This window comes from Streptomyces sp. NPDC002054 (genome assembly GCF_040296685.1).
GTDB lineage: Bacteria > Actinomycetota > Actinomycetes > Streptomycetales > Streptomycetaceae > Streptomyces.
Genome location: NZ_JBEOXT010000018.1, coordinates 153977 through 172569 on the forward strand (window position 1 = coordinate 153977; position 18593 = coordinate 172569).

General features: G+C 72.4%; 17 protein-coding genes and 1 tRNA gene. 7 read left to right on the forward strand and 11 right to left on the reverse strand.

Annotation, left to right across the window (positions count from 1 at the left end; all coding sequences use genetic code 11):
- The first annotated feature begins 59 nt into the window (after nt 1–59).
- Nucleotides 60–130, forward strand: a tRNA-Gly gene (locus ABT123_RS19170).
- Between the two features lie 118 nt (nt 131–248).
- Here ABT123_RS19170 and ABT123_RS19175 read toward each other — a convergent pair.
- The 3 genes from ABT123_RS19175 to ABT123_RS19185 form a co-directional block, all read right to left on the reverse strand.
- On the reverse strand, nt 249–443 hold the full coding sequence (locus tag ABT123_RS19175) for a hypothetical protein (protein ID WP_150209745.1): 195 nt from the start codon (nt 441–443) through the stop codon (nt 249–251).
- A gap of 132 nt (nt 444–575) precedes the next feature.
- Nucleotides 576–1025: an HD domain-containing protein gene (locus ABT123_RS19180; protein WP_351315684.1), complete on the reverse strand. Its 450-nt coding sequence runs from the start codon at nt 1023–1025 to the stop codon at nt 576–578.
- Nucleotides 1022–2422, reverse strand: a complete 1401-nt coding sequence (locus tag ABT123_RS19185; RefSeq protein WP_351315687.1) for a pyridoxal phosphate-dependent decarboxylase family protein — start codon at nt 2420–2422, stop codon at nt 1022–1024. The genes ABT123_RS19180 and ABT123_RS19185 overlap by 4 nt, the downstream gene beginning before the upstream one ends.
- 126 nt (nt 2423–2548) lie before the next feature.
- Between ABT123_RS19185 and ABT123_RS19190 the strand changes: the two genes are divergently transcribed.
- Nucleotides 2549–3217, forward strand: a complete 669-nt coding sequence (locus tag ABT123_RS19190; RefSeq protein ID WP_351315689.1) for a DUF4232 domain-containing protein — start codon at nt 2549–2551, stop codon at nt 3215–3217.
- 22 nt (nt 3218–3239) lie between these two features.
- On the opposite strand, the gene ABT123_RS19195 is transcribed toward ABT123_RS19190, so the two are convergent.
- From ABT123_RS19195 to ABT123_RS19205, 3 genes are all read right to left on the reverse strand, one after another.
- Complete coding sequence (locus ABT123_RS19195) at nt 3240–5711, reverse strand: ABC transporter permease (protein ID WP_351315692.1); 2472 nt, start codon at nt 5709–5711, stop codon at nt 3240–3242.
- Nucleotides 5708–6544 carry an ABC transporter ATP-binding protein gene (locus ABT123_RS19200; protein WP_351315695.1) on the reverse strand — a complete coding sequence of 279 codons (837 nt, stop codon included), beginning with the start codon at nt 6542–6544 and terminating at the stop codon, nt 5708–5710. The genes ABT123_RS19195 and ABT123_RS19200 overlap by 4 nt, the downstream gene beginning before the upstream one ends.
- A gap of 150 nt (nt 6545–6694) precedes the next feature.
- A complete protein-coding gene (locus ABT123_RS19205; RefSeq protein ID WP_351315698.1) occupies nt 6695–7840 on the reverse strand; it encodes a SpoIIE family protein phosphatase in 1146 nt (381 codons plus the stop codon).
- Between the two features lie 140 nt (nt 7841–7980).
- On the opposite strand from ABT123_RS19205, the gene ABT123_RS19210 reads away from it, so the two are divergent.
- On the forward strand, nt 7981–9222 hold the full coding sequence (locus tag ABT123_RS19210; protein WP_351315701.1) for a GNAT family N-acetyltransferase: 1242 nt from the start codon (nt 7981–7983) through the stop codon (nt 9220–9222).
- A 19-nt stretch (nt 9223–9241) separates the two neighbouring features.
- On the opposite strand, the gene ABT123_RS19215 is transcribed toward ABT123_RS19210, so the two are convergent.
- Entirely contained in the window at nt 9242–10060 is an 819-nt protein-coding gene (locus tag ABT123_RS19215) for an Fpg/Nei family DNA glycosylase (protein WP_351315704.1), read from the reverse strand.
- A 29-nt stretch (nt 10061–10089) separates the two neighbouring features.
- Complete coding sequence (locus tag ABT123_RS19220; RefSeq protein ID WP_351315707.1) at nt 10090–10578, reverse strand: ribose-5-phosphate isomerase; 489 nt, start codon at nt 10576–10578, stop codon at nt 10090–10092.
- Between the two features lie 243 nt (nt 10579–10821).
- Here ABT123_RS19220 and ABT123_RS19225 point away from each other — a divergent pair, with 243 nt between their 5' ends.
- Nucleotides 10822–12264 carry an amino acid permease gene (locus tag ABT123_RS19225; protein ID WP_351315710.1) on the forward strand — a complete coding sequence of 481 codons (1443 nt, stop codon included), beginning with the start codon at nt 10822–10824 and terminating at the stop codon, nt 12262–12264.
- A 79-nt stretch (nt 12265–12343) separates the two neighbouring features.
- On the opposite strand, the gene ABT123_RS19230 is transcribed toward ABT123_RS19225, so the two are convergent.
- On the reverse strand, nt 12344–12928 hold the full coding sequence (locus ABT123_RS19230) for a biotin transporter BioY (RefSeq protein WP_351315713.1): 585 nt from the start codon (nt 12926–12928) through the stop codon (nt 12344–12346).
- A gap of 232 nt (nt 12929–13160) precedes the next feature.
- Here ABT123_RS19230 and ABT123_RS19235 point away from each other — a divergent pair, with 232 nt between their 5' ends.
- A complete protein-coding gene (locus ABT123_RS19235; protein ID WP_351315716.1) occupies nt 13161–14585 on the forward strand; it encodes an amino acid permease in 1425 nt (474 codons plus the stop codon).
- Here the strand turns inward: ABT123_RS19235 and ABT123_RS19240 are convergent.
- Nucleotides 14570–15352, reverse strand: a complete 783-nt coding sequence (locus ABT123_RS19240; protein ID WP_351315719.1) for an SDR family NAD(P)-dependent oxidoreductase — start codon at nt 15350–15352, stop codon at nt 14570–14572. The genes ABT123_RS19235 and ABT123_RS19240 overlap by 16 nt on opposite strands.
- A 172-nt stretch (nt 15353–15524) precedes the next feature.
- Between ABT123_RS19240 and ABT123_RS19245 the strand changes: the two genes are divergently transcribed.
- Together ABT123_RS19245 and ABT123_RS19250 are read left to right on the forward strand one after the other, a co-directional pair.
- Nucleotides 15525–16928, forward strand: a complete 1404-nt coding sequence (locus ABT123_RS19245) for an amino acid permease (protein WP_351315722.1) — start codon at nt 15525–15527, stop codon at nt 16926–16928.
- 160 nt (nt 16929–17088) lie between these two features.
- Complete coding sequence (locus ABT123_RS19250) at nt 17089–17745, forward strand: superoxide dismutase (RefSeq protein ID WP_351315725.1); 657 nt, start codon at nt 17089–17091, stop codon at nt 17743–17745.
- 120 nt (nt 17746–17865) lie between these two features.
- Here the strand turns inward: ABT123_RS19250 and ABT123_RS19255 are convergent, their stop codons facing one another.
- The gene (locus tag ABT123_RS19255; RefSeq protein ID WP_351315727.1) at nt 17866–18510 is read right to left on the reverse strand and encodes a mycothiol-dependent nitroreductase Rv2466c family protein; all 645 of its coding nucleotides are present in this window, start codon (nt 18508–18510) and stop codon (nt 17866–17868) included.
- Nucleotides 18511–18593: the final 83 nt, after the last annotated feature.

The following is an 18593-nucleotide window of genomic DNA, read 5'->3' on the forward strand; positions in this document are numbered from 1 at the left end:
GGGCGGGACCCGCTAGGATGCTGTTCGTGCCGCGGTCCACGACCTGCGGCGCGCGCTGTGCGGGCGTAGCTCAATGGTAGAGCACTAGTCTTCCAAACTAGCTACGCGGGTTCGATTCCCGTCGCCCGCTCTCAATGGCTCAGGGCCAGGTCAGAGGATGTTTCCTCCACCTGGCCCTGTTGCGTTTCCGGGGCGGGTGGAAGCCTGAGAGCCGGTCCCCCGGTGGGGGCCGGCTCCGGTGTGTCAGGTCAGAGCTTGATGCCGGCGATGGTGTCGGCGAGGGAGTTCAGGAATCGGTTGACGTCCGGGGCGATCGAGCTGGAGGCCAGGAAGAAACCGAACAGGACCGCGACGATGGCCGGGCCTGGCTTGATGTGGTTGCTGCGGATCAGCACCACCATGATGACCGCCAACAGAACCACCACTGACAGCGAAATGGCCACTACTGATCACACCTTCGGTCGTCCCCTGGTCGGCCCGAGGGTACGGCCGCGCACCCCCACATGGACCATCGTGCCACCAACGGGCCCCCGCTATCCGCCCCGTGGGAACGAATTCCGCCAACTCGGTTGGGTTTAGAGGCCCAAGAGGGCGCGGACGTGCGCGTACTTCGCGGTCAGCCGGGTGCGGGTGGGCTCGTCGAGTACGGCGAGCCGGGCCGGGTCCGCGTTGTGTGCGAGATCGGCCTCCTTGACAAGGAGGGCGCCCGGGGTGGCGAGGATGCGGGCCGTGTAGTCCTCCGGGGATTCGCCCGGGTGTTTGGTGACCGCGAGGACCATCTCCTTGACCGAGGGCGGGAGATCGGCTGATTCCAGCCAGGCGAACGGGAGTGCCTCGTCCTCGATGGCGTCGTGCAGCCAGGCCACGGCCTGCTGTTCGGGGCTGCCGCCGCGGGCCCGGACGCCCTCGGCGACCGCCGCGAGGTGTTCGGCGTACGGGCGGCCGGCCTTGTCGGTCTGGCCTTCGTGTGCCGCGCGGGCCAGGGCCTCGACCTCGGGGAGGGTGAGGGGGGTCGTGCGCGTCATGCGAGTCCCTTCGCCGCGGTACGGAGGGCCTCGGCGGCCCGGCGTACATCCGCCTGGGTGGTACGCCAGTTGGAGAACGCGGCACGCAGGGCCGGGGTTCCCCCGAGGACGGTCGGGGTGACGAACACCTCGGCGGCAGCGGCGTTCCGCAGGGCGGTGAGGCGCTCGGGGGTGGGGTCCTCGGCGAGGGTGAAGCAGACCACGTTGAGGCGGACCGGGGCGAGCAGCCGGAAGGCGGGGTCGGCGGCGAGCCGGTCGCCGAGGGCGCGGGCGCAGGCGATGTCGCGTTCGACGATCTCCCGGTGGCCCTGGCGGCCGTACGCGCGGAGGGTGAACCAGGTGGCGAGGGCGCGGAGCCGGTGGGAGTTCTCAGGGGTGAGATGCACCAGGTCGGGGTGCTCGCCGAGGGGGCCTAGGTAAGCGGCAGCGTTCTGGAAGACCCGGGCCTGCAGGTCCTGGCGGCGGGTGAACTGGACGGCGCTGTCGTAGGGGACGTTGAGCCATTTGTGCAGGTCCACGCAGACGGAGTCGGCGAGTCCGAGGCCGCGGGTGAGGTGGGCGTGGTCCGGGGAGAGCGCGGCGAAGGCGCCGAACGCGGCGTCGGTGTGCAGCCAGAAGTCGTGGTGTTCCTTCAGGGCGGCGAGCGCGGCGAGGTCGTCGAAGTCGACGGTGTTGACGGTGCCGGCATTGGCCACGACCACGCAGGGACCGGGGGTGTCGGCGAGGGCCCGGGCGAGGGCGGCCGGGTCGACGGCTTCGCGGCCGGGCAGGGTGGGGACGGGGACGAGCGCGTTCCGGCCGAGGCCGAGGACGGCGAGGGCCTTGGCGATGGAGGAATGCGGGGCTCCGGAGAGGACGCGGACCGGCCCCAGGGCGCCGACGCCGTCCTCGGCCGGGGAGACGCCGAGCCGTTCGCCGAGCCATTCGCGGGCGATGGCGAGGCCGACGGTGTTGGAGAGGGTGGCGCCGCTGACGAAGGTGCCGGTGTGGTCGGGGCCCAGGCCGAAGAGCTCGCGGAGCCAGTCGACCGTGTGGCGCTCCAGGGCCTGGCCGGCGCCGTCCAGGGCGGAGTTGGAGTTCTGGTCGTGGGTCGCGGTCAGCCAGTCGCCGGCGAGGGCGGCGGGGGTGGCCCCACCGGTGACGAAGCCGAGGTAGCGAGGGCCGGCGGAGGCGGAGAGCCGGGGCGCCCACTGGTCGGCGAACGCGGCCAGGGCCCGGTCGAGGCCCTCGCCGCGGTCGGGCAGCGGCGGGAGCCCGGCGGCCGGGCCGGCGGTGGCGTCGGCAGCCGGTACGACGGGCCGGTCGGCGAGGGCGGCGAGGGCTTCGGCGGCCTGGCGGGCGGTACGGCCGAGCAGCTCGGGGAGGCGGTTCAGGTCGGCGGCGAGGGAGGCGTCCATGGGGGCACGGTAGGGGGCCGGGGCGGTGGCGCACCGGGCCAATCGCCGGCAAGTGGCCGCCGCTCCCCGGGAGTCCGGCGGGGCCGGGTGTGGAGCGGGGCGGGCCGGGACCGTAGGGTCGGGCGGATGATCGCGAAACGGTGGGGACGGGGACGCAGGGTGGTCGGGGCTTTGGCCGGCGGCCTGGCCGTGGTGCTGGTGCCGGTGCTGGCCGGATGTGAAGCGGCGCCGCCACCGGAGCGGGCGCCGCGGCCGACGGCTCCGGTGGCTCTCCCGTCGAAGCCGACGACCCCGGCGACGCCGGGAAGCACGCCGACGCCGGGAAGCGCGGCGAAGGTGCCGGGGGCTCCCGGGCCGGAGTGCCCCGAGGGCGGGTTCCTGCTCTCCGAGGACACCGGGGACTCCGCGATGGGGCTGCGGGTACAGAACATCCGCCTGGCCAACTGCGGCACCGCGCCGTTGGTCCTGGACGGCTACCCGGACCTGCGGCTGCAGGACAAGGACGGGGCTCCGGTGCAGGTGCACGTGGGCAAGGGTGCCAACGGCGTCGCCACGGGAACGGGCTTCGACAGGCCGGCGCAGAAGGTGGTCCTGCAGCCGGGCGAGGCGGCCTCGTTCGGCCTGCTGTGGCGGAACCTGGTCACCGAGGTGGATACGCCGGCGGTCAACGGGTGGTTCCTCGACGTCATGCCCGCGCCGGGCCGGCCGCGCCAGGTCCTCAAGCTGGAGGGCCCGGTGGACCTGGGCAACACCGGCAAGCTGGGAATCTCCCCGTGGACCAAGGAACCGCGGTGACCTCCGGGGCGCGGCTCCCGGGTCAGGCGGTCCGCAGGGTGTGGCGGGCCGGGAGGGTGGTGGCGGTCAGGCCGAGGGTGAGGATGGCCGCCGCGAAGGCTCCGTAGACCAGCGGCGGGATGTACGGGGACTCCCCCGTGATCGCTGCCACCAGCGGGAACAGGGTGGCCAGGGCGATGGCGGTGCCGAGGGCGAGGCCGGCGCCGGCGACCAGCAGGGCCTCCCAGCGGATCATGCCCAGGACCTGGCGGCGGGTGGCGCCGACCAGGCGGAGCATCGTCAGCTCGCGCCGCCGGTCCAGGACGGTCATCACCAGGGTGTTCGCCGCGGCGATCGCCGCGAACCCGCCGAGGACGGCGGCCATGGTGGTGTTGGCCCAGGCGTTGAGCTGCCGGTCCAGGCCCTGTGCGGTGGCCCAGCCGGCCTTGTCGGTGACCGTACCGAGGGCGCCCAGGGCGCCCAGGGCGGCCGGTGAGCCGCCGCGGACCAGGAGTTCGGTGGCCGCGGCGGAGGTGGTGTGCCCGGCGAGGTCGGCGGCCGGCAGGCTGACCTGGCCGAGGCCCAGGCCACGGGTGTAGACGGCGACGATCTCCGGGGTGACGGGGGTGCCGTCGGGGAGCCGGGCGGTGAGGCGGTCGCCGACGCCCACCCGGGCGGAGTCGGCGAGGGAGCGGTCGACGGCGACGGTGCCGGGACGCAGGGCGGCGAGGCTGCCCTCGCGGACCCCGAGGTCCTGTACGGCTGCCAGATCGCCGCGTACGCCCTGTGCGGGGGCGCTGAGCAGGTAGCGGTCGCCGCCGGAGCCGGCGGTGACCAGCAGGGTGGTCCGGGTGACCGGGACGGCGGCGGTGACCCCCGGGGCCGCGGCGGCGCGGGCGGCGGCGTCGGAGGCCAGGCCGGTGGTGCCGGGGGCGGGGGTGACCACGTGGTCGGCGAGCAGTCCGGCGGCCTGCTGCCGGGCGATGGCCCGGTCCTCGCTGGTGTGCAGGAAGACCAGGACCGAGGAGAAGGACACCGCGAGCACGATCGGGGTGATCGCGGAGGCGAGCCGGCGGGCGTTGCTCAGCGAGTTGGCGGCGGCCAGTGAGGCCGCCGGGCCGGCCGCCCGCAGCGGGAGCCCGAAGAGGGCGGCGCAGGTGCGGGCGATCAGCGGGCCGAGCAGGGCCACGGCCAGCATGAACAGCATGACCACGCCCAGCGCGGCATTGGCGGCGTCGTCGCCCTGGCCGGTGGCGGCCAGTCCGGCGCAGGCGATGCCGCCGCCGAGGGCGAGCAGGCCCAGCGGGGTGCGGACCCAGCCGGGGCGGACGCGTTCCACGGCGGCTGCGGCCAGGGCCTGGCCGGGCCGGATCCGGGCGGGCCGACGGGCGGCGGCCCGGCCGGCGATCAGGGCGGTGACCAGGCCGATGCCGACGGCGGAGAGCAGCGGGATCCAGGAGACGGCCAGTGGGACCGGCTCGGGGACGGCGCCCTTCTCCTTGAGCTGCCCGAACCACCAGGTGGCGAGGGCGATCCCGGGTACGCAGCCCAGCACGCCGGCAACGGGGGCGACGAGCAGGGCCTCGGTGGCGACGGTACGGCGGATCTGGCGCGGGGTGGCTCCGACGGCGCGCAGCAGGGCGAACTCGCGGGAGCGCTGGCCCACTCCGAGGGCGACGGTGCCGGCGGCGGTGAACACGGCGACCATGGTGGCGATTCCGCCGAAGGAGCCACCGAGGGCGGTCAGGGCCTCCTTGGCGCTGACGAGTGCGCCGTCCACGGCGCGGTCGTGGCCGGTGAGGACCTGGGCGTGGGTGCCGGCAACGGCCTGTTCGGCCCGCCCGGCCAGGGTTGCGGCGTCGGTGTCGGTGCCGGGGTGCGGGAGCAGGGCGATGGCGTCGAGGGCCTGCGGGTGCCCGGAGAGGGTGCGGGCCTCGTCGTCGGCGAACCAGACGCCGGGGGCCCCGGACCAGCCGGCGACGCGGAACTCCCGCTTCCCGACCGGGGTGTCGAGGGTGATCCGCTGCCCGGCGGCGGTGGCGGGGGCATCGGCGCCCAGGACGACCTCGCCCGGGCCCGGCGCGCGGCCCGAGCCGAGCGGCGCGGGTGCGAAGGCGGTCGAGCCCCAGCCGTGGGCCGTGGCCTCGCCGGAGCCGGAGCCAGCGCCGGCAACAGTGGAGCGGACCGGGAAGGACAGGTCGGGGACGGCCCGGCCCAGCGGGGCGAGCCGGTCGAGGAGGGCCGCGTCGACCCGGGCGTGGTCGGGGACCCGGGCATGGACGTCGTAGGCCTCCTCACCGCTGCCCACCCGCAGGGTGGCCTGCTGGTCGGCGGCGATGACCACGGGCGCATCCGCGTACCGGGTGGGCGGCAGGGACGCCCGCAGGCCGGTCTCCAGGAGGATTCCGCAGGCGGAGACGATGGCCACGGTCAGGAACAGGGCGACGAAGGTCCCGGCGAAGGCGGCGGGCCGGAAGCGCACCGCCGCCCGGGCCAGGCCGTTGGGGCGTTTCATGCCGCTGCCCCCGCGTACGTGCGGGCAGTGCGGGCGGCGTCGGCGGTCAGGGCGGTCATCCGGGCGGCCACCGCCTCCGCGGACCCGCGCGGCATGCGGTCCGCGATCAGCCCGTCGGCCAGGAAGAGGACCTGGTCGGCGTGGGCGGCGGCGGCCGGGTCGTGGGTGACCATGACCACGGTGGCACCCAGGGTGTCCACCGCGCTCCGCAGCAGGGCGAGGACCTCGGCGGCGGTGGTGGTGTCCAGGGCACCGGTGGGTTCGTCGGCGAAGATCACGTCGGGGCTGGTGACGAGCGCGCGGGCGATGGCCACGCGCTGCTGCTGCCCGCCGGAGAGTTCGGCGGGCCGGCGGCGGCCCTTGCCGGCGAGGCCGACCTGGTCGAGCAGCCGGGCGGCCCGCTCCCGGTCCTGGCGGCCCCCGGCCAGCCGCATCGGGAGCAGCACGTTCTGCTCCACGGTGAGCGAGGGCAGCAGGTTGAAGGCCTGGAAGACGAAGCCCAGCCGGCTGCGGCGGAGTTCGGTGAGCCGGTTCTCGTTCATCCCGGTGATCTCGGTGCCGCCGAGGCGGACCAAGCCGGCGGTGGGCCGGTCGAGCCCGGCGGCGCACTGGAGGAAGGTGGATTTGCCGGAGCCGGAGGGGCCCATCACGGCGGTGAAGGTGCCGCGGGGCAGGGTGAGGTCGATCCCGCGCAGGGCGTGCACGGTGCCGGAGCCGCGCCCGTACGCGCGCTGTACGCCGCGCAGTTCGACCGCGGCGTCGTACGCCGGGCCCGCCGTCCCGGTCCGCTCCTCGGCCGCCTGCTGCCGGCGTGTGCTCCTGCGCAACCCCATGGGGTGCCTGCCTTCCCTTGCTCCGCTGTGCCCGGTGGTGGGCTCCTCACCGAAGCTACGGATCACGGGGCGGGCCGGGCCATGGCGGAAACCGGCGGATCGGGGGTGGGGCAAACCCCACCCGGCGCCTTCCGGACCAGGCGGGACGGCCTAGGCGGAGCGGCGGATCAGCAGCAGGGCGCGGTCGTCGTTGACGTCCTTGGCCACCTTTTCGATCAGGTGCCAGGTGGCGCCCTCCCAGCCGGCGGCGACATACCGGTCGGCCTCGCCGGTGAGCCGGTCGATGCCCTCGCTGATCTCCCGGTCGGCGGTTTCGACCAGCCCGTCGGTGAACAGCATCAGGACGTCGCCGGGGCGCAGGTTGCCGCGGGCCGGCTCGAATTCCGCGCCGTCGTAGACGCCGAGCAGCGGGCCGGTGCCGGATTTCTCCTGCCAGCGGCCGGTGCCGGCCGACAGCTGGAGGGCGGGCAGGTGGCCGGCGGACAGCAGCTCGTAGTCGCCGGTGTCCAGGTCCAGTACGAGGTGGACGGAGGTGGCGAAGCCCTCGTCCCAGTCCTGGCGGAGCAGATAGCCGTTGGCGGCGGGCAGGAAGTCCGGCGGGGGCAGGGAGCCGAGCAGGCCGCCGAAGGCGCCGGAGAGCAGCAGGGCGCGGGAGCCGGCGTCCATGCCCTTGCCGGAGACGTCGGTGAGGACGACCTCCAGGGTGCGGCCACGCGGGCCGGTGCGGGCGGCGACCACGAAGTCGCCGGAGAAGGACTGGCCGCCGGCCGGGCGCAGGGCCATCTCGCGGTGCCAGCCGGGTGGCAGGACGGGCAGTTTGCTCTGGACCCGGATGCGTTCGCGGAGGTCGAAGAGCATGGTGCCGCCGCGCCGCCAGGGCACTCCGACCCGGCTCCGGAACTGGGCGATGACCAGCCCGAAGAATCCGCAGGCGGCGACCACGAGCACGGTTCCGGGGGTGACCCGGGCCGGGCCCTGGGTATAGGGGCCGAGGACCAGGGCCTCGACGATCAGGGCGGCGGCGGAGGCGGCGTACAGGGCGAGGAGGCTGGCGGGGCGGAGCAGCAGGCCGCCCGCGACGATCGGGAGGACGAGGGCGGAGGGCGAGAACCAGACGGGCAGCATCAGCGTGCCGCAGGTGATGGCGGGGACGGTGAGCAGCAGGACGGCGAAGGCCAGCCAGTCCGAGGCATCGCCGCGGAAGTAGTCCACCGCGGACTTGCGCAGGACGGTACGGACCCGGTGCGACAGCTTCCGCATCCGGGCCCTGAGAGTTTCTGCACGTGCTCCGGCCATTGTCCGGGACCCTATCCATCCTGGCTGTGCGCGCGCAGGGGTACCCCTGGTTGGGGGCCGTGGGCGGGGGCACCAAAGGGGGCGGGCAGGGGCCCGAAATCTGGTCGACGCGCAGCGAATGCCCTGATAACCATGGCCTTATGCCATATGAGATGCGGGTCTTGCGTCCCGAGGAGTGGGACACCTGGTACGACGGTCTGGAGCTGGCTTTCGGCGGTGCGCCGGAATCGCCGGAGGAGCGGGAGCTGTACAGGTCCCTCACGGAGCCGGAGCGTTCGCTGGCGGTGTGGGACGGCGGGGACTGGGTGGGTTCGGCGAGTGCGTTCTCCTTCCGTCTGACGGTTCCGGGCGGTGCGGTGGTGCCGGCGGCCGGGGTGACGATGGTGGGGGTGGCGCCGACACACCGCCGGCGCGGCATCCTGACCTCGCTGATGCGCCGCCAGCTCGACGACATCCGGGCGGGCGGCGAGCCGCTGGCCGTGCTGACGGCCTCGGAGCCGGAGATCTACGGCCGGTTCGGGTACGGGGTCGGCACGTACGCGCTGTCGGTGGACATCGACACCACCCGGGTACGGCTGAACCTGCCGCCGGGCACCGACGGGATCCGGCTGCGGCTGGTGGATCCGGAGAAGGTGCTGCCGGAGTGCGAGCGGGTGTACGCGGCGCTGACCTCGCGGCGGGCTGGGATGCCGGTCCGGCAGCCGGGCTGGGAGCGGCAGGGCCTGCTGGACCCGCCGGGTGAGCGGGGCGGGGGCTCGCCGCTGAAGTGCGTGCTCGCGGAGGGCGCGGACGGCGAGGTGCTGGGCTATGTCCGCTATCAGGTGAAGCCGAACTGGGACCTGGACGGTTCGGCGGGCATCGTCGACGTCCGCGATCTGGACGCGGTGGACCCGGCGGCGTACGCGGCGCTGTGGCGGTACGTGTTCGAGATCGATCTGACCTGGCAGGTGCGGGCGCACAAGCGGCCGATGGACGATCCGCTGCGGCATCTGGTGACGGACATCCGGCGATGCCGGCCCCGGGCCCGGGATTCGCTGCACCTGCGGCTGGTGGACCTGCCGGCGGCGCTGACGGCCCGGACATACGACTCGCCGGTGGACGTGGTCTTCGAGGTGGCGGACGCGTTCTGTCCGTGGAACGAGGGCCGCTGGCGGCTGACCGGCGGTGCGGCCGGTGCGGCCGGTGCGGTGTGTGTGCGTACGGAGGACCCGGCGGACCTGGCGCTGTCGGTGCGCGAGCTGGGCTCGGCCTACCTGGGCGGGGTCGCGCTGAGCTCGCTGGCGGAGGCCGGCCGGGTGACCGAGCTGCGGCCGGGCGCGCTGGCGGAGGCCTCCCGGGCCTTCCGGGGCGAGCTCGCACCCTGGCTGCCGCACCAGTTCTAGGCCGGGCCGGCTGGGGCGGCTAGCGGACCTGGCAGGCCGGGCACCAGAAGAGGTTGCGTGCGGCGAGACCGGCGGTGCGGATCTCGCCGCCGCAGAGGTGGCAGGGCAGGTTCGCCCTCCGGTAGACGTACACCTCGCCGCCGTGGTCGTCCACACGCGGCGGGCGGCCCATCGCCTCCGGGGTGTGTTCGGGGCGCACGGTGTCGATCCGGTTGTTCCGCACGCCCTCGCGCATCAGCTCCGCCAGGTCGGCCCACATGGCCTCCCACTCGGCCCGACCGATGTCCCGGCCGAGCCGGTACGGGTCGATGCCGTGCCGGAAGAGGACCTCGGCGCGGTAGACGTTGCCGACGCCCGCGACGATCTTCTGGTCCATGAGGAGCGCGGCGATCGTGGTCCGGGAGCGGGAGATCCGCGCCCAGGCCCGGTCCGGTCCGTCCGCGGCCCGCAGCGGGTCGGGGCCGAGCCGGTCGTGTATCGCCCGCTTCTCGCCCTCGGTGATCAGCTCGCAGGCAGTGGGGCCGCGCAGGTCGGCGTAGTGGGCGTCGTTGGCCAGCCGGAGCCGGACGGTGTCGGTGGCCGGTGGGGCCGGGGCGGGCCCGAAGCCGTACTTGCCGAAGAGGCCGAGGTGGATGTGGACCCAGTCGGCGCCCGGTCCCCCGTCGAAGCCGAGGAACAGGTGCTTGCCGTGGGCCTCCGCAGAGGTCAGCTCACGGCCGTCGAGCAGTGCCGCGCTCCGGTCGAACCGGCCCTGGGGGCTGCTCACCCGGACCGCCCGGTCGGCGAACCGTTCGGCGTGGTCCTGGGCCAGGCGGTGGATCGTATGCCCCTCGGGCACGGCACTGCTCCTGTACGTACGGGTGGGTACTAGCCCTGCTGCGGGTGGTGGGCGGGGATCGGGGGGAGCTCGCCGGTCTGCTCGTAGGCGCTGAGCATGTCGATGCGGCGGGTGTGGCGCTCCTCGTTCGAGTACGGGGTCGCCAGGAAGGCCTCGATGAAGGCGGTGGCCTCCTCCTCCGTGTGCATCCGGCCGCCGACGGAGATGACGTTGGCGTTGTTGTGCTCACGGCCGAGCTTCGCGGTCTCCACGCTCCAGGCGAGGATGGCGCGGACGCCCTTGACCTTGTTGGCGGCGATCTGCTCGCCGTTGCCGGAGCCGCCGATCACGATGCCGAGGCCCTCCGGGTCCGCGGCGGTCTTCTCCGCGGCGCGCAGGCAGAACGGCGGGTAGTCGTCCACCGCGTCGTAGATGTGGGGCCCGCAGTCGACGGGCTCGTGGCCGTTGTTCTTGAGCCAGTCCACCAGGTGGTTCTTGAGCTCAAAGCCGGCATGGTCGGATCCGAGGTACACGCGCATGGTCACGAGTGTGGCACGAGGGGCGCCAAAGGCCGGGGACGGGGTGTCGCATAAGTCACTCCGAGGTCGGCGCGAAAGCTCAAGTTATCCGCAAGTGCCCAGTTCAGACAGGGGTGCGGCATTCAGGACCAACGTCCTGGACCTTCGCCTCCCGGCAACGATCCGGATTCAGGTCTTCCGCCTCGCGTTCATCCCGGGTTTTACTTCCGGGGCCTCGCAACCCGAGAACTTAAGGATTCGTCCATGAGCTCCACGACGACCCTGCAGAAGACAGGTGGCCCCACCGGTGAACCCGGTGGCCAGCAGTCTTCCGACGGTCTGAAGGCCGGTCTCAAGAACCGCCACCTGTCCATGATCGCCATTGGCGGCGTCATCGGAGCGGGACTCTTCGTCGGCTCCGGTGGCGGCATCGCCAAGACCGGTCCCGCCATCCTGATCTCCTACGCGCTGGTCGGCGCGATGGTGGTCTTCGTCATGCGGATGCTGGGCGAGATGGCCGCGGCCAGCCCGAACTCCGGCTCCTTCTCGGCCTACGCCGACCGGGCGCTGGGCCGCTGGGCCGGTTTCTCCATCGGCTGGCTGTACTGGTTCTTCTGGGTCGTCGTCCTGGCCGTCGAGGCCACCGCCGGCGCGGTCATCCTCGAAGGCTGGGTTCCGGCCGTCCCGCAGTGGGCCTGGGCCCTGATCGTGATGGCCGTCCTGACCATCACCAACCTCGGCTCGGTCGCCTCCTACGGCGAGTTCGAGTTCTGGTTCGCCGGTATCAAGGTCGTCGCCATCGCCGCGTTCGTCGGCATCGGCCTGCTGGCCGTGTTCGGCGTCCTGCCGGGCTCCGACAACCCGGGTGCGGGCTTCGCGCACCTCACCGACACCGGCGGCTTCATGCCGCACGGCTGGGGCTCCATCCTCACCGGTGTGCTGATGGTCGTCTTCTCCTTCATGGGCAGCGAGATCGTCACCCTGGCCGCCGGCGAGTCCGAGGACCCGCGCCGCGCCGTCACCAAGGCCACCAACTCGGTCATCTGGCGCATCGGCGTCTTCTACCTGGGCTCGATCTTCGTCGTCCTGACCCTGCTGCCGTGGAACGACAAGTCGATCACGGAGAAGGGCTCGTACGTCGCCGCCCTGGACTCCATCGGCATCCCGGCCGCCGGCCAGATCATGAACGTGATCGTCCTGACCGCCGTGCTGTCCTGCCTGAACTCGGGCCTGTACACCGCCTCCCGCATGGCGTTCTCGCTGGGCGAGCGCGGTGACGCTCCCAAGGCCTTCGCCAAGGTCAACAAGCGGGGCGTACCGACCATCGCGATCCTGGGCTCCACGGTCTTCGGCTTCGTCGCCGTCGTCTTCAACTACACCAACCCGGACTCCGTCTTCAGCTTCCTGCTGAACTCCTCCGGTGCGATCGCGCTCTTCGTGTGGCTGGTCATCTGCCTGACCCAGCTGCGCATGCGCAGGATCCTCGAGGCCGAGGCGCCGGAGAAGCTGACCGTCAAGATGTGGCTGTTCCCCGGGCTGACCTGGGCGACCGCGGGCCTGATCACCTTCGTGATCGGCTACATGTTCTACGACGACGCCAACCGTGAGGTGGTCACCCTGTCCACCCTGGTCGCCGCCGTCGTCGTGGCCATCGGCTTCGTGCTCGACCGGCGCCGCAAGGCCGCCGCCCCCGTCGACGCCGCCTAGCCGCACCCCGTAGATACGACAGAGCCCGGCCCGCCGTGATCGGCGGGCCGGGCTCTGTCGTACGTAATGCACTCCCGGATCAGCCGCGGCGGCCGGCCAGCTTCCAGGCGGCCGGCAGGGCGCCCATCGCCAGGGCGGCCTTGAGGGCGTCGCCGATCAGGAACGGGGTGAGGCCGGCGGCCACGGCCGCGGTCAGGGACATGCCGGTGGCGGCCATCAGGTACGGGACCCCCACCGCGTAGATGACCGCGGAACCCAGCACCATGGTGGCGGCGGTACGCGCCACCGAGCGGTCGGCGCCGCGCCGGGCCAGCCCGCCCACCAGCGCCGCAGCCAGCACCATGCCCAGCACATAGCCGAAGGAGGCGCCGCCCGCCCCCGAGGTGCCGTTCGCGAACCACGGCACCCCGGCCATGCCGACCAGGGCGTAGAGGGCCAGCGCGAGGAAGCCGCGGCGGGCCCCGAGCGCGGTGCCGACCAGCAGCGCGGCGAAGGTCTGGCCGGTGACGGGCACCGGGGAGCCGGGCATCGGGACGGCGATCTGCGCGGCGATACCGGTGAGCGCGGCACCGCCGGTCACCAGGACGGCGTCCCGGACTCGGGTCGCGGGCAGCAGATCGGCGAGGACCAGGCCCGGCCGGGTGACGACGGAAGCAGTGCTCATGAGGGACTCCGCGGTGGTGCAGGGAGGAACGGGACGGCACGACGCTAATCGCGGTGACCGGCCGGTCACCCCGCGTCCCGGGACAAGCCGCCGGGGCGCGCTTGGTGGGGAACCAACAAAGCGGCGCCGTATGCGCACAAGCGGAACGTCCGAAGTGATGTGAATCACGCAGGGTTTTGGTTGGCAGGCGCCCGTTTTGCCTCGCCGCTCCCCGCTCGGGGACACTGTCGGAATGTCACAAGCACCCCTGCCGGAACTTGCCGAAGAACCCCTCGGCCACGGCTTGAAGCAGCGCCACCTGACCATGCTGGGACTGGGCGGGGTCATCGGCGCCGGCCTGTTCGTCGGCTCCGGCGCCGGGATCACCGTGGCCGGCCCCGGCATCGTCCTCTCCTATCTCTTCGCGGGCACCCTCGCGATGCTGGTGATGCGGATGCTGGGCGAGATGTCCGCCGCGATGCCGGCCTCCGGATCCTTCTCCGTGCACGCGGAACGGGCGATGGGCCGCTGGGCCGGCTTCTCGGTGGGCTGGCTGTACTGGTTCCTGCTCGTGGTGGTGCTCGCCGTGGAGGCGACCGGCGCCGCGAAGATCGCGAACGGCTGGGTGCCGGCCGTGGACCAGTGGGTCTGGGTGCTGGTCTTCATGGTGGTGTTCACGGTCAGCAACCTGGCCGCGGTGCGGAACTTCGGCGAGTTCGAGTTCTGGTTCGCCGCCCTCAAGGTGGGCGCGATCGTGCTCTTCCTGATCCTCGGCACCCTCGCGATCTTCGGGCTGCTGCCGGACACCGACCCGATCGGGTTCACCAACCTCACCGGCCAGGGCGGCTTCCTGCCCAACGGCTGGGAGGGCGTGATCTCGGGCGTGCTGGCCGTGGTCTTCGCCTTCGGCGGCCTGGAGGTCGTCACCATCGCGGCGGCCGAGTCCGAGGACCCCGCGCGGTCGGTGGCGCGGGCGGTGCGCAGCGCGGTGTGGCGCATCCTCTTCTTCTATGTCGGCTCGATGCTGGTGATCGTCACCCTGCTGCCGTGGACCTCGATGACCCCGGGGATGAGCCCGTACGTGCAGGTCCTCGACTCGATCGGCATTCCGGCGGCCGGCCAGATCATGAACATCGTGGTGTTCGTGGCGCTGCTGTCGGCGCTCAACGCGAACCTGTACGGGTCCTCGCGGATGGTGTTCTCGCTGGCCGAGCGCGGCGAGGCGCCGAAGGGGCTGCTGGCGGTGTCCCCGGGCGGGGTGCCGCGGCGGGCCGTGTTCGCGTCGGTGGCCTTCGGCTTCGGGTCCGTGGTGCTCAACCTGCTGTGGCCGGACACGATCTTCCTCTACATGCTGAACGCGGTGGGCGCGGTCCTGCTGTTCGTGTGGGCCCTGATCGCGGTGTCCCAGCTGCGGCTGCGGCGACGCATCGAGCAGACCACCCCGGAGCGGCTGACCCTGAAGATGTGGGCGTTCCCATATCTGACCTGGGCGGCGCTGGCCGGGATGGCGGCGGTGCTGGTGCTGATGCTGACCGACGAAGCGGCCCGGCCGCAGGTGCTGTGGTCGGCGGGTGCGGCGGCCCTGGTGCTGGCCGTGGCGGGGATCCGGGAGCTCCGCGCGCGCCGCGCGCCCGAGGAGCCCGAGGACCGGCCGGCCGGCCCTCAGGTGCGGAGGTAGGAGGCTCCGTTGACGTCCAGGACGGTGCCGGAGCTCCAGATCGCGCCGGGTGAGGCGAGGTAGAGGACGGCGGAGGCGATCTCCTCCGGTTCCGCGACCCGGCCGAAGGGGCTCTGGCTCCTGATCCCCTCGCCCTCCGGGCCCTCCAGCCGGCCGGCGACCCGCTCGGTGGCGACAAAGCCGGGGGCCACGGAGGCCACGGCGATCCCGTGCGGGGCCAGCGAGACGGCCAGCGACTGGCCGAAGGCGTGCAGCGCCGCCTTGGTGGCCCCGTACGCCGGGTGGTCGGGTTCGCCGCGGAAGGCTCCGCGGGAGCCGACGTTGACGATGCGGCCCTCCCGGCCCTCGTCGATCAGGCGGCGGGCGATGCAGTGGCTGAGGTTGACGGCCCCGAACAGGTTGACGGCGGCGGTCCGCTGCCAGGCGTCCTGCCAGTCGGCGTACGAGGTCTCGGGCAGCGGGTGCCGGACCATCACGGCGGCGTTGTTCACCAGGACGTCCACCCCGCCGAGCACTGCGGCAGCCTCGGCGGCCAGGGCCTCGACCTGTGCCGGGTCGGCGAGGTCGCCCTCGAGAAGGGTGTGGCCGCTGCCCTCCAGGGCGGCGAGCGTCCGCTCGGCGTCGGCCTGCCGGGTGGAGCAGTGCACGGCGACCCGGTCCCCCTGCCGGGCGAAGGCGGCGGCGACGGCCCGCCCGATGCCGCGGGAGGCTCCGGTGACGAGCACCCCCCGGCCGGTCCCGGCCAACTGCCTCGGCTTGCGGTCCATCCGTCCCCCTCTGTCCCGGCTGCCCCTGCGGGCCGCCCGCCAGCGTACGGGGATGATCACGACGCGTCACCCGACCGTCCGGATAGCGAGCATCCGATGTCCGCTGAGCGGACGCGGGCCAGACTGGGGCGCTATTACCCGTCCCCCCGCACACCGGACAGGCATCCTCCCCATGAGCCAGACCACCCTCACCCCTCCCGAGCAGCAGGACGCACCGCCCGGCGATTCCCCGCTGTCCAACGGACTCAAGCAGCGGCACCTGTCGATGATCGCCCTCGGCGGGGTCATCGGCGCCGGGCTGTTCGTCGGCTCCGGCGCCGGCATCGCCGCGGCCGGTCCCTCGATCGTGCTCGCGTACGCCGCCTCCGGGCTGCTCGTGATGTTCGTGATGCGGATGCTCGGCGAGATGTCCGCCGCCAATCCGGCCTCCGGATCCTTCTCCGTGCACGCCGAGCGGGCCATCGGCCCCTGGGCCGGCTTCACCGCGGGCTGGATGTTCTGGATCCTGCTGTGCGTGGGTGTGGCCATCGAGGCGATCGGCGCCGCGAACATCATGACCGGCTGGTTCCCCGGGACGCCGTCCTGGATGTGGGTGCTGGTCTTCATGGCGATGTTCTGCGGCGCCAATCTGGCCGCCGTCTCGAACTTCGGCGAATTCGAGTTCTGGTTCGCCGCCCTGAAGATCGGCGCGATCGCCCTGTTCCTGGGCCTGGGCACGCTCGCCGTGCTGGGTCTGCTGCCCGGCACGGCCGCCCCCGGCACGGCCAATCTGGTCCACGACGGCGGCTTCCTCCCCAACGGGGTGAGCGGCCTGCTGGTCGGACTGCTCGCCTCCGTGGTGGCGTACGGCGGACTGGAGACGGTGACCATCGCCGCCGCCGAGTCGGACGACCCGGTGCGCGGTGTCGCCAAGGCCGTGAAGACCACCATGTGGCGGATCGCCATCGTCTACGTCGGCTCCATGCTGGTGATCGTCACCCTGCTGCCCTGGAACGACCCGGCGGTCACCGAACAGGGCCCGTACGCCGCCACCCTGGACCGCCTGGGCATCCCCGCGGCCGGCCAGATCATGAACGTGGTCATCCTGATCGCCCTGCTGTCCGCGATGAACGCCAATATCTACGGCTCCTCGCGGATGGCCTACTCGCTGGTCGCCCGCGGGCAGGGCCCGAAGGCCCTGGGCAAGGTGGCGGGCCGGGTGCCGCGCCGGGCGGTGCTGGCCTCCTGCGGCTTCGGCTTCGTCACCGTGCTGCTGTCCTACTGGTACCCGGACACCCTGTTCGCCTGGCTGCTGAACATGGTCGGCGGAGTCGTCCTCGTCGTCTGGGGCTTTATCGCCGTCTCGCAGTTCCTGCTGCGCCGCCGGCTGGAGCGGGAGGCCCCCGGGAAGCTGGTCGTGAAGATGTGGGGCTTCCCCTATCTCACCTGGGTGGCCCTGGCCGGTGTGCTCGGCGTGCTGGTGCTGATGGCCTGGGACGCCGACACGCGGGTCCAGGTGATCTTCACCGGCGGGCTGACCGTCGCCCTCGCCGCGACCGGATACGTCATGCAGCGCCGGTCCGCCGCGCGCGTCTGACACCCCGAGTGGGCCCCGTGCGATCGCACGGGGCCCACTTGCGTTTGAGAGAGGTAACCCTTACGTGTGAGGCGGAATAGATACTGCTAGCGTGCAGTTGCGCATTGATTGCAATAAGCAGTTGGCACGCAAGGCACGCTGAGGGGACCGGATTACACGCATGGCCATCTACACGCTTCCTGAGCTTCCGTACGACTACGCGGCACTCGAGCCTGTGATCAACCCGCAGATCATCGAGCTGCACCACGACAAGCACCACGCGGCCTATGTCACGGGCGCGAACACCACGCTGGAGCAGCTGGCGGAGGCACGCGACAAGGAGAACTGGGGCGCCCTCAACGGCCTCGAGAAGAACCTCGCGTTCCACCTCTCCGGCCACATCCTCCACAGCATCTACTGGCACAACATGGCCAGCCCGAAGACCGGCGAGGGCGGCGGCGAGCCGACCGCGGCCGACGGCGTGGGCGAGCTCGCGGACGCGATCACCGAGTCCTTCGGCTCCTTCGCCAAGTTCAAGAAGCAGCTGACCTTCGCCTCCTCCGCCACCCAGGGCTCCGGCTGGGGCGTGCTGGCGTACGAGCCGGTCAGCGGCCGGCTGGTCGTCGAGCAGGTCTACGACCACCAGGGCAACGTGGGCGTGGCCAGCACCCCGATCCTGGTCTTCGACGCCTGGGAGCACGCCTTCTACCTGCAGTACAAGAACCAGAAGGTGGACTTCATCGAGGCGATGTGGAACGTCGTCAACTGGCAGGACGTGGCCAAGCGCTACGCCGACGCCAAGGCGAACACCCCGCTGCTGATCCCCGTCAAGGGCTGATCGCACCCCGAACCCGTCCGCCTCGTGATCGTCTTCTCAACCTTCACCGGCGGGCGTGTCCAGCAGAAGACCCCCATGAGGACGTGACTCACGGGGGTCTTCTGTGTTCACCGGTACGGACTACTCGAAGGAAGGCTCGGCGGTACGGGTCCGCTTGATCTCGTAGAAGCCGGGGATCGAGGCGACGAGCAGGGTGCCGTCCCACAGCCGGGCCGCGGCCTCGCCGCGCGGGGCCGGGGTGACGACCGGGCCGAAGAAGGCCACCTCCCCGCCGTCGGCGCCGGGCACCGAGATCACCGGGGTGCCGACCTCCTGGCCGACCCGGTCGATGCCGTCGTTGTGGGAGGCCCGCAGCACCTCGTCGTACTCGTCGGAGTCGGCGTACGCGAGCAGCTCGGCCGGCAGGTCGAGCGCCGCCAGCGCCTCGGCGATCACCTCGCGGGTCGCGCCCTTGCCCTCGTTGTGGATGCGGGTGCCGAGCTCGGTGTAGAGCTTGCCGGTGATCTCGTCACCGAACTTCTGCTGGGCCGCGACGACCACCCGCACCGGCGCCCAGCCCGTGGCGAGCAGCTCGCGGTAGCGCTCGGGCAGTTCGTCGAGCCTGTTCTCGTTCAGCACGGCGAGGCTCATCACATGCCAGCGGACCTGGACATCGCGGACCTTCTCGACCTCCAGCATCCAGCGGGAGGTCATCCAGGCCCAGGGGCAGAGCGGGTCGAACCAGAAGTCGACGGGGGTCTTCTCGGGGACCTGAATGTCGGACATGTCACTCCTCGTACTCAATGGTCTGGACGGTGTTCCCCAGCCCCAACCGGCCGCGGGCGTCCGGCATTCCCGTGGGAGGATTC

What these genes read in the sequence shown, in the direction of transcription:
- ABT123_RS19195 (WP_351315692.1), bottom strand. Translation starts at nt 5,711, where the DNA reads ATGAAACGCCCCAACGGCCTGGCCCGGGCGGCGGTGCGCTTCCGGCCC.
- ABT123_RS19190 (WP_351315689.1), top strand. Translation starts at nt 2,549, where the DNA reads ATGATCGCGAAACGGTGGGGACGGGGACGCAGGGTGGTCGGGGCTTTG.
- ABT123_RS19220 (WP_351315707.1), bottom strand. Translation starts at nt 10,578, where the DNA reads ATGCGCGTGTACCTCGGATCCGACCATGCCGGCTTTGAGCTCAAGAAC.
- ABT123_RS19240 (WP_351315719.1), bottom strand. Translation starts at nt 15,352, where the DNA reads ATGGACCGCAAGCCGAGGCAGTTGGCCGGGACCGGCCGGGGGGTGCTC.
- ABT123_RS19185 (WP_351315687.1), bottom strand. Translation starts at nt 2,422, where the DNA reads ATGGACGCCTCCCTCGCCGCCGACCTGAACCGCCTCCCCGAGCTGCTC.
- ABT123_RS19230 (WP_351315713.1), bottom strand. Translation starts at nt 12,928, where the DNA reads ATGAGCACTGCTTCCGTCGTCACCCGGCCGGGCCTGGTCCTCGCCGAT.
- ABT123_RS19200 (WP_351315695.1), bottom strand. Translation starts at nt 6,544, where the DNA reads ATGGGGTTGCGCAGGAGCACACGCCGGCAGCAGGCGGCCGAGGAGCGG.
- ABT123_RS19235 (WP_351315716.1), top strand. Translation starts at nt 13,161, where the DNA reads ATGTCACAAGCACCCCTGCCGGAACTTGCCGAAGAACCCCTCGGCCAC.
- ABT123_RS19210 (WP_351315701.1), top strand. Translation starts at nt 7,981, where the DNA reads ATGCCATATGAGATGCGGGTCTTGCGTCCCGAGGAGTGGGACACCTGG.
- ABT123_RS19205 (WP_351315698.1), bottom strand. Translation starts at nt 7,840, where the DNA reads ATGGCCGGAGCACGTGCAGAAACTCTCAGGGCCCGGATGCGGAAGCTG.
- ABT123_RS19225 (WP_351315710.1), top strand. Translation starts at nt 10,822, where the DNA reads ATGAGCTCCACGACGACCCTGCAGAAGACAGGTGGCCCCACCGGTGAA.
- ABT123_RS19180 (WP_351315684.1), bottom strand. Translation starts at nt 1,025, where the DNA reads ATGACGCGCACGACCCCCCTCACCCTCCCCGAGGTCGAGGCCCTGGCC.
- ABT123_RS19250 (WP_351315725.1), top strand. Translation starts at nt 17,089, where the DNA reads ATGGCCATCTACACGCTTCCTGAGCTTCCGTACGACTACGCGGCACTC.
- ABT123_RS19255 (WP_351315727.1), bottom strand. Translation starts at nt 18,510, where the DNA reads ATGTCCGACATTCAGGTCCCCGAGAAGACCCCCGTCGACTTCTGGTTC.
- ABT123_RS19245 (WP_351315722.1), top strand. Translation starts at nt 15,525, where the DNA reads ATGAGCCAGACCACCCTCACCCCTCCCGAGCAGCAGGACGCACCGCCC.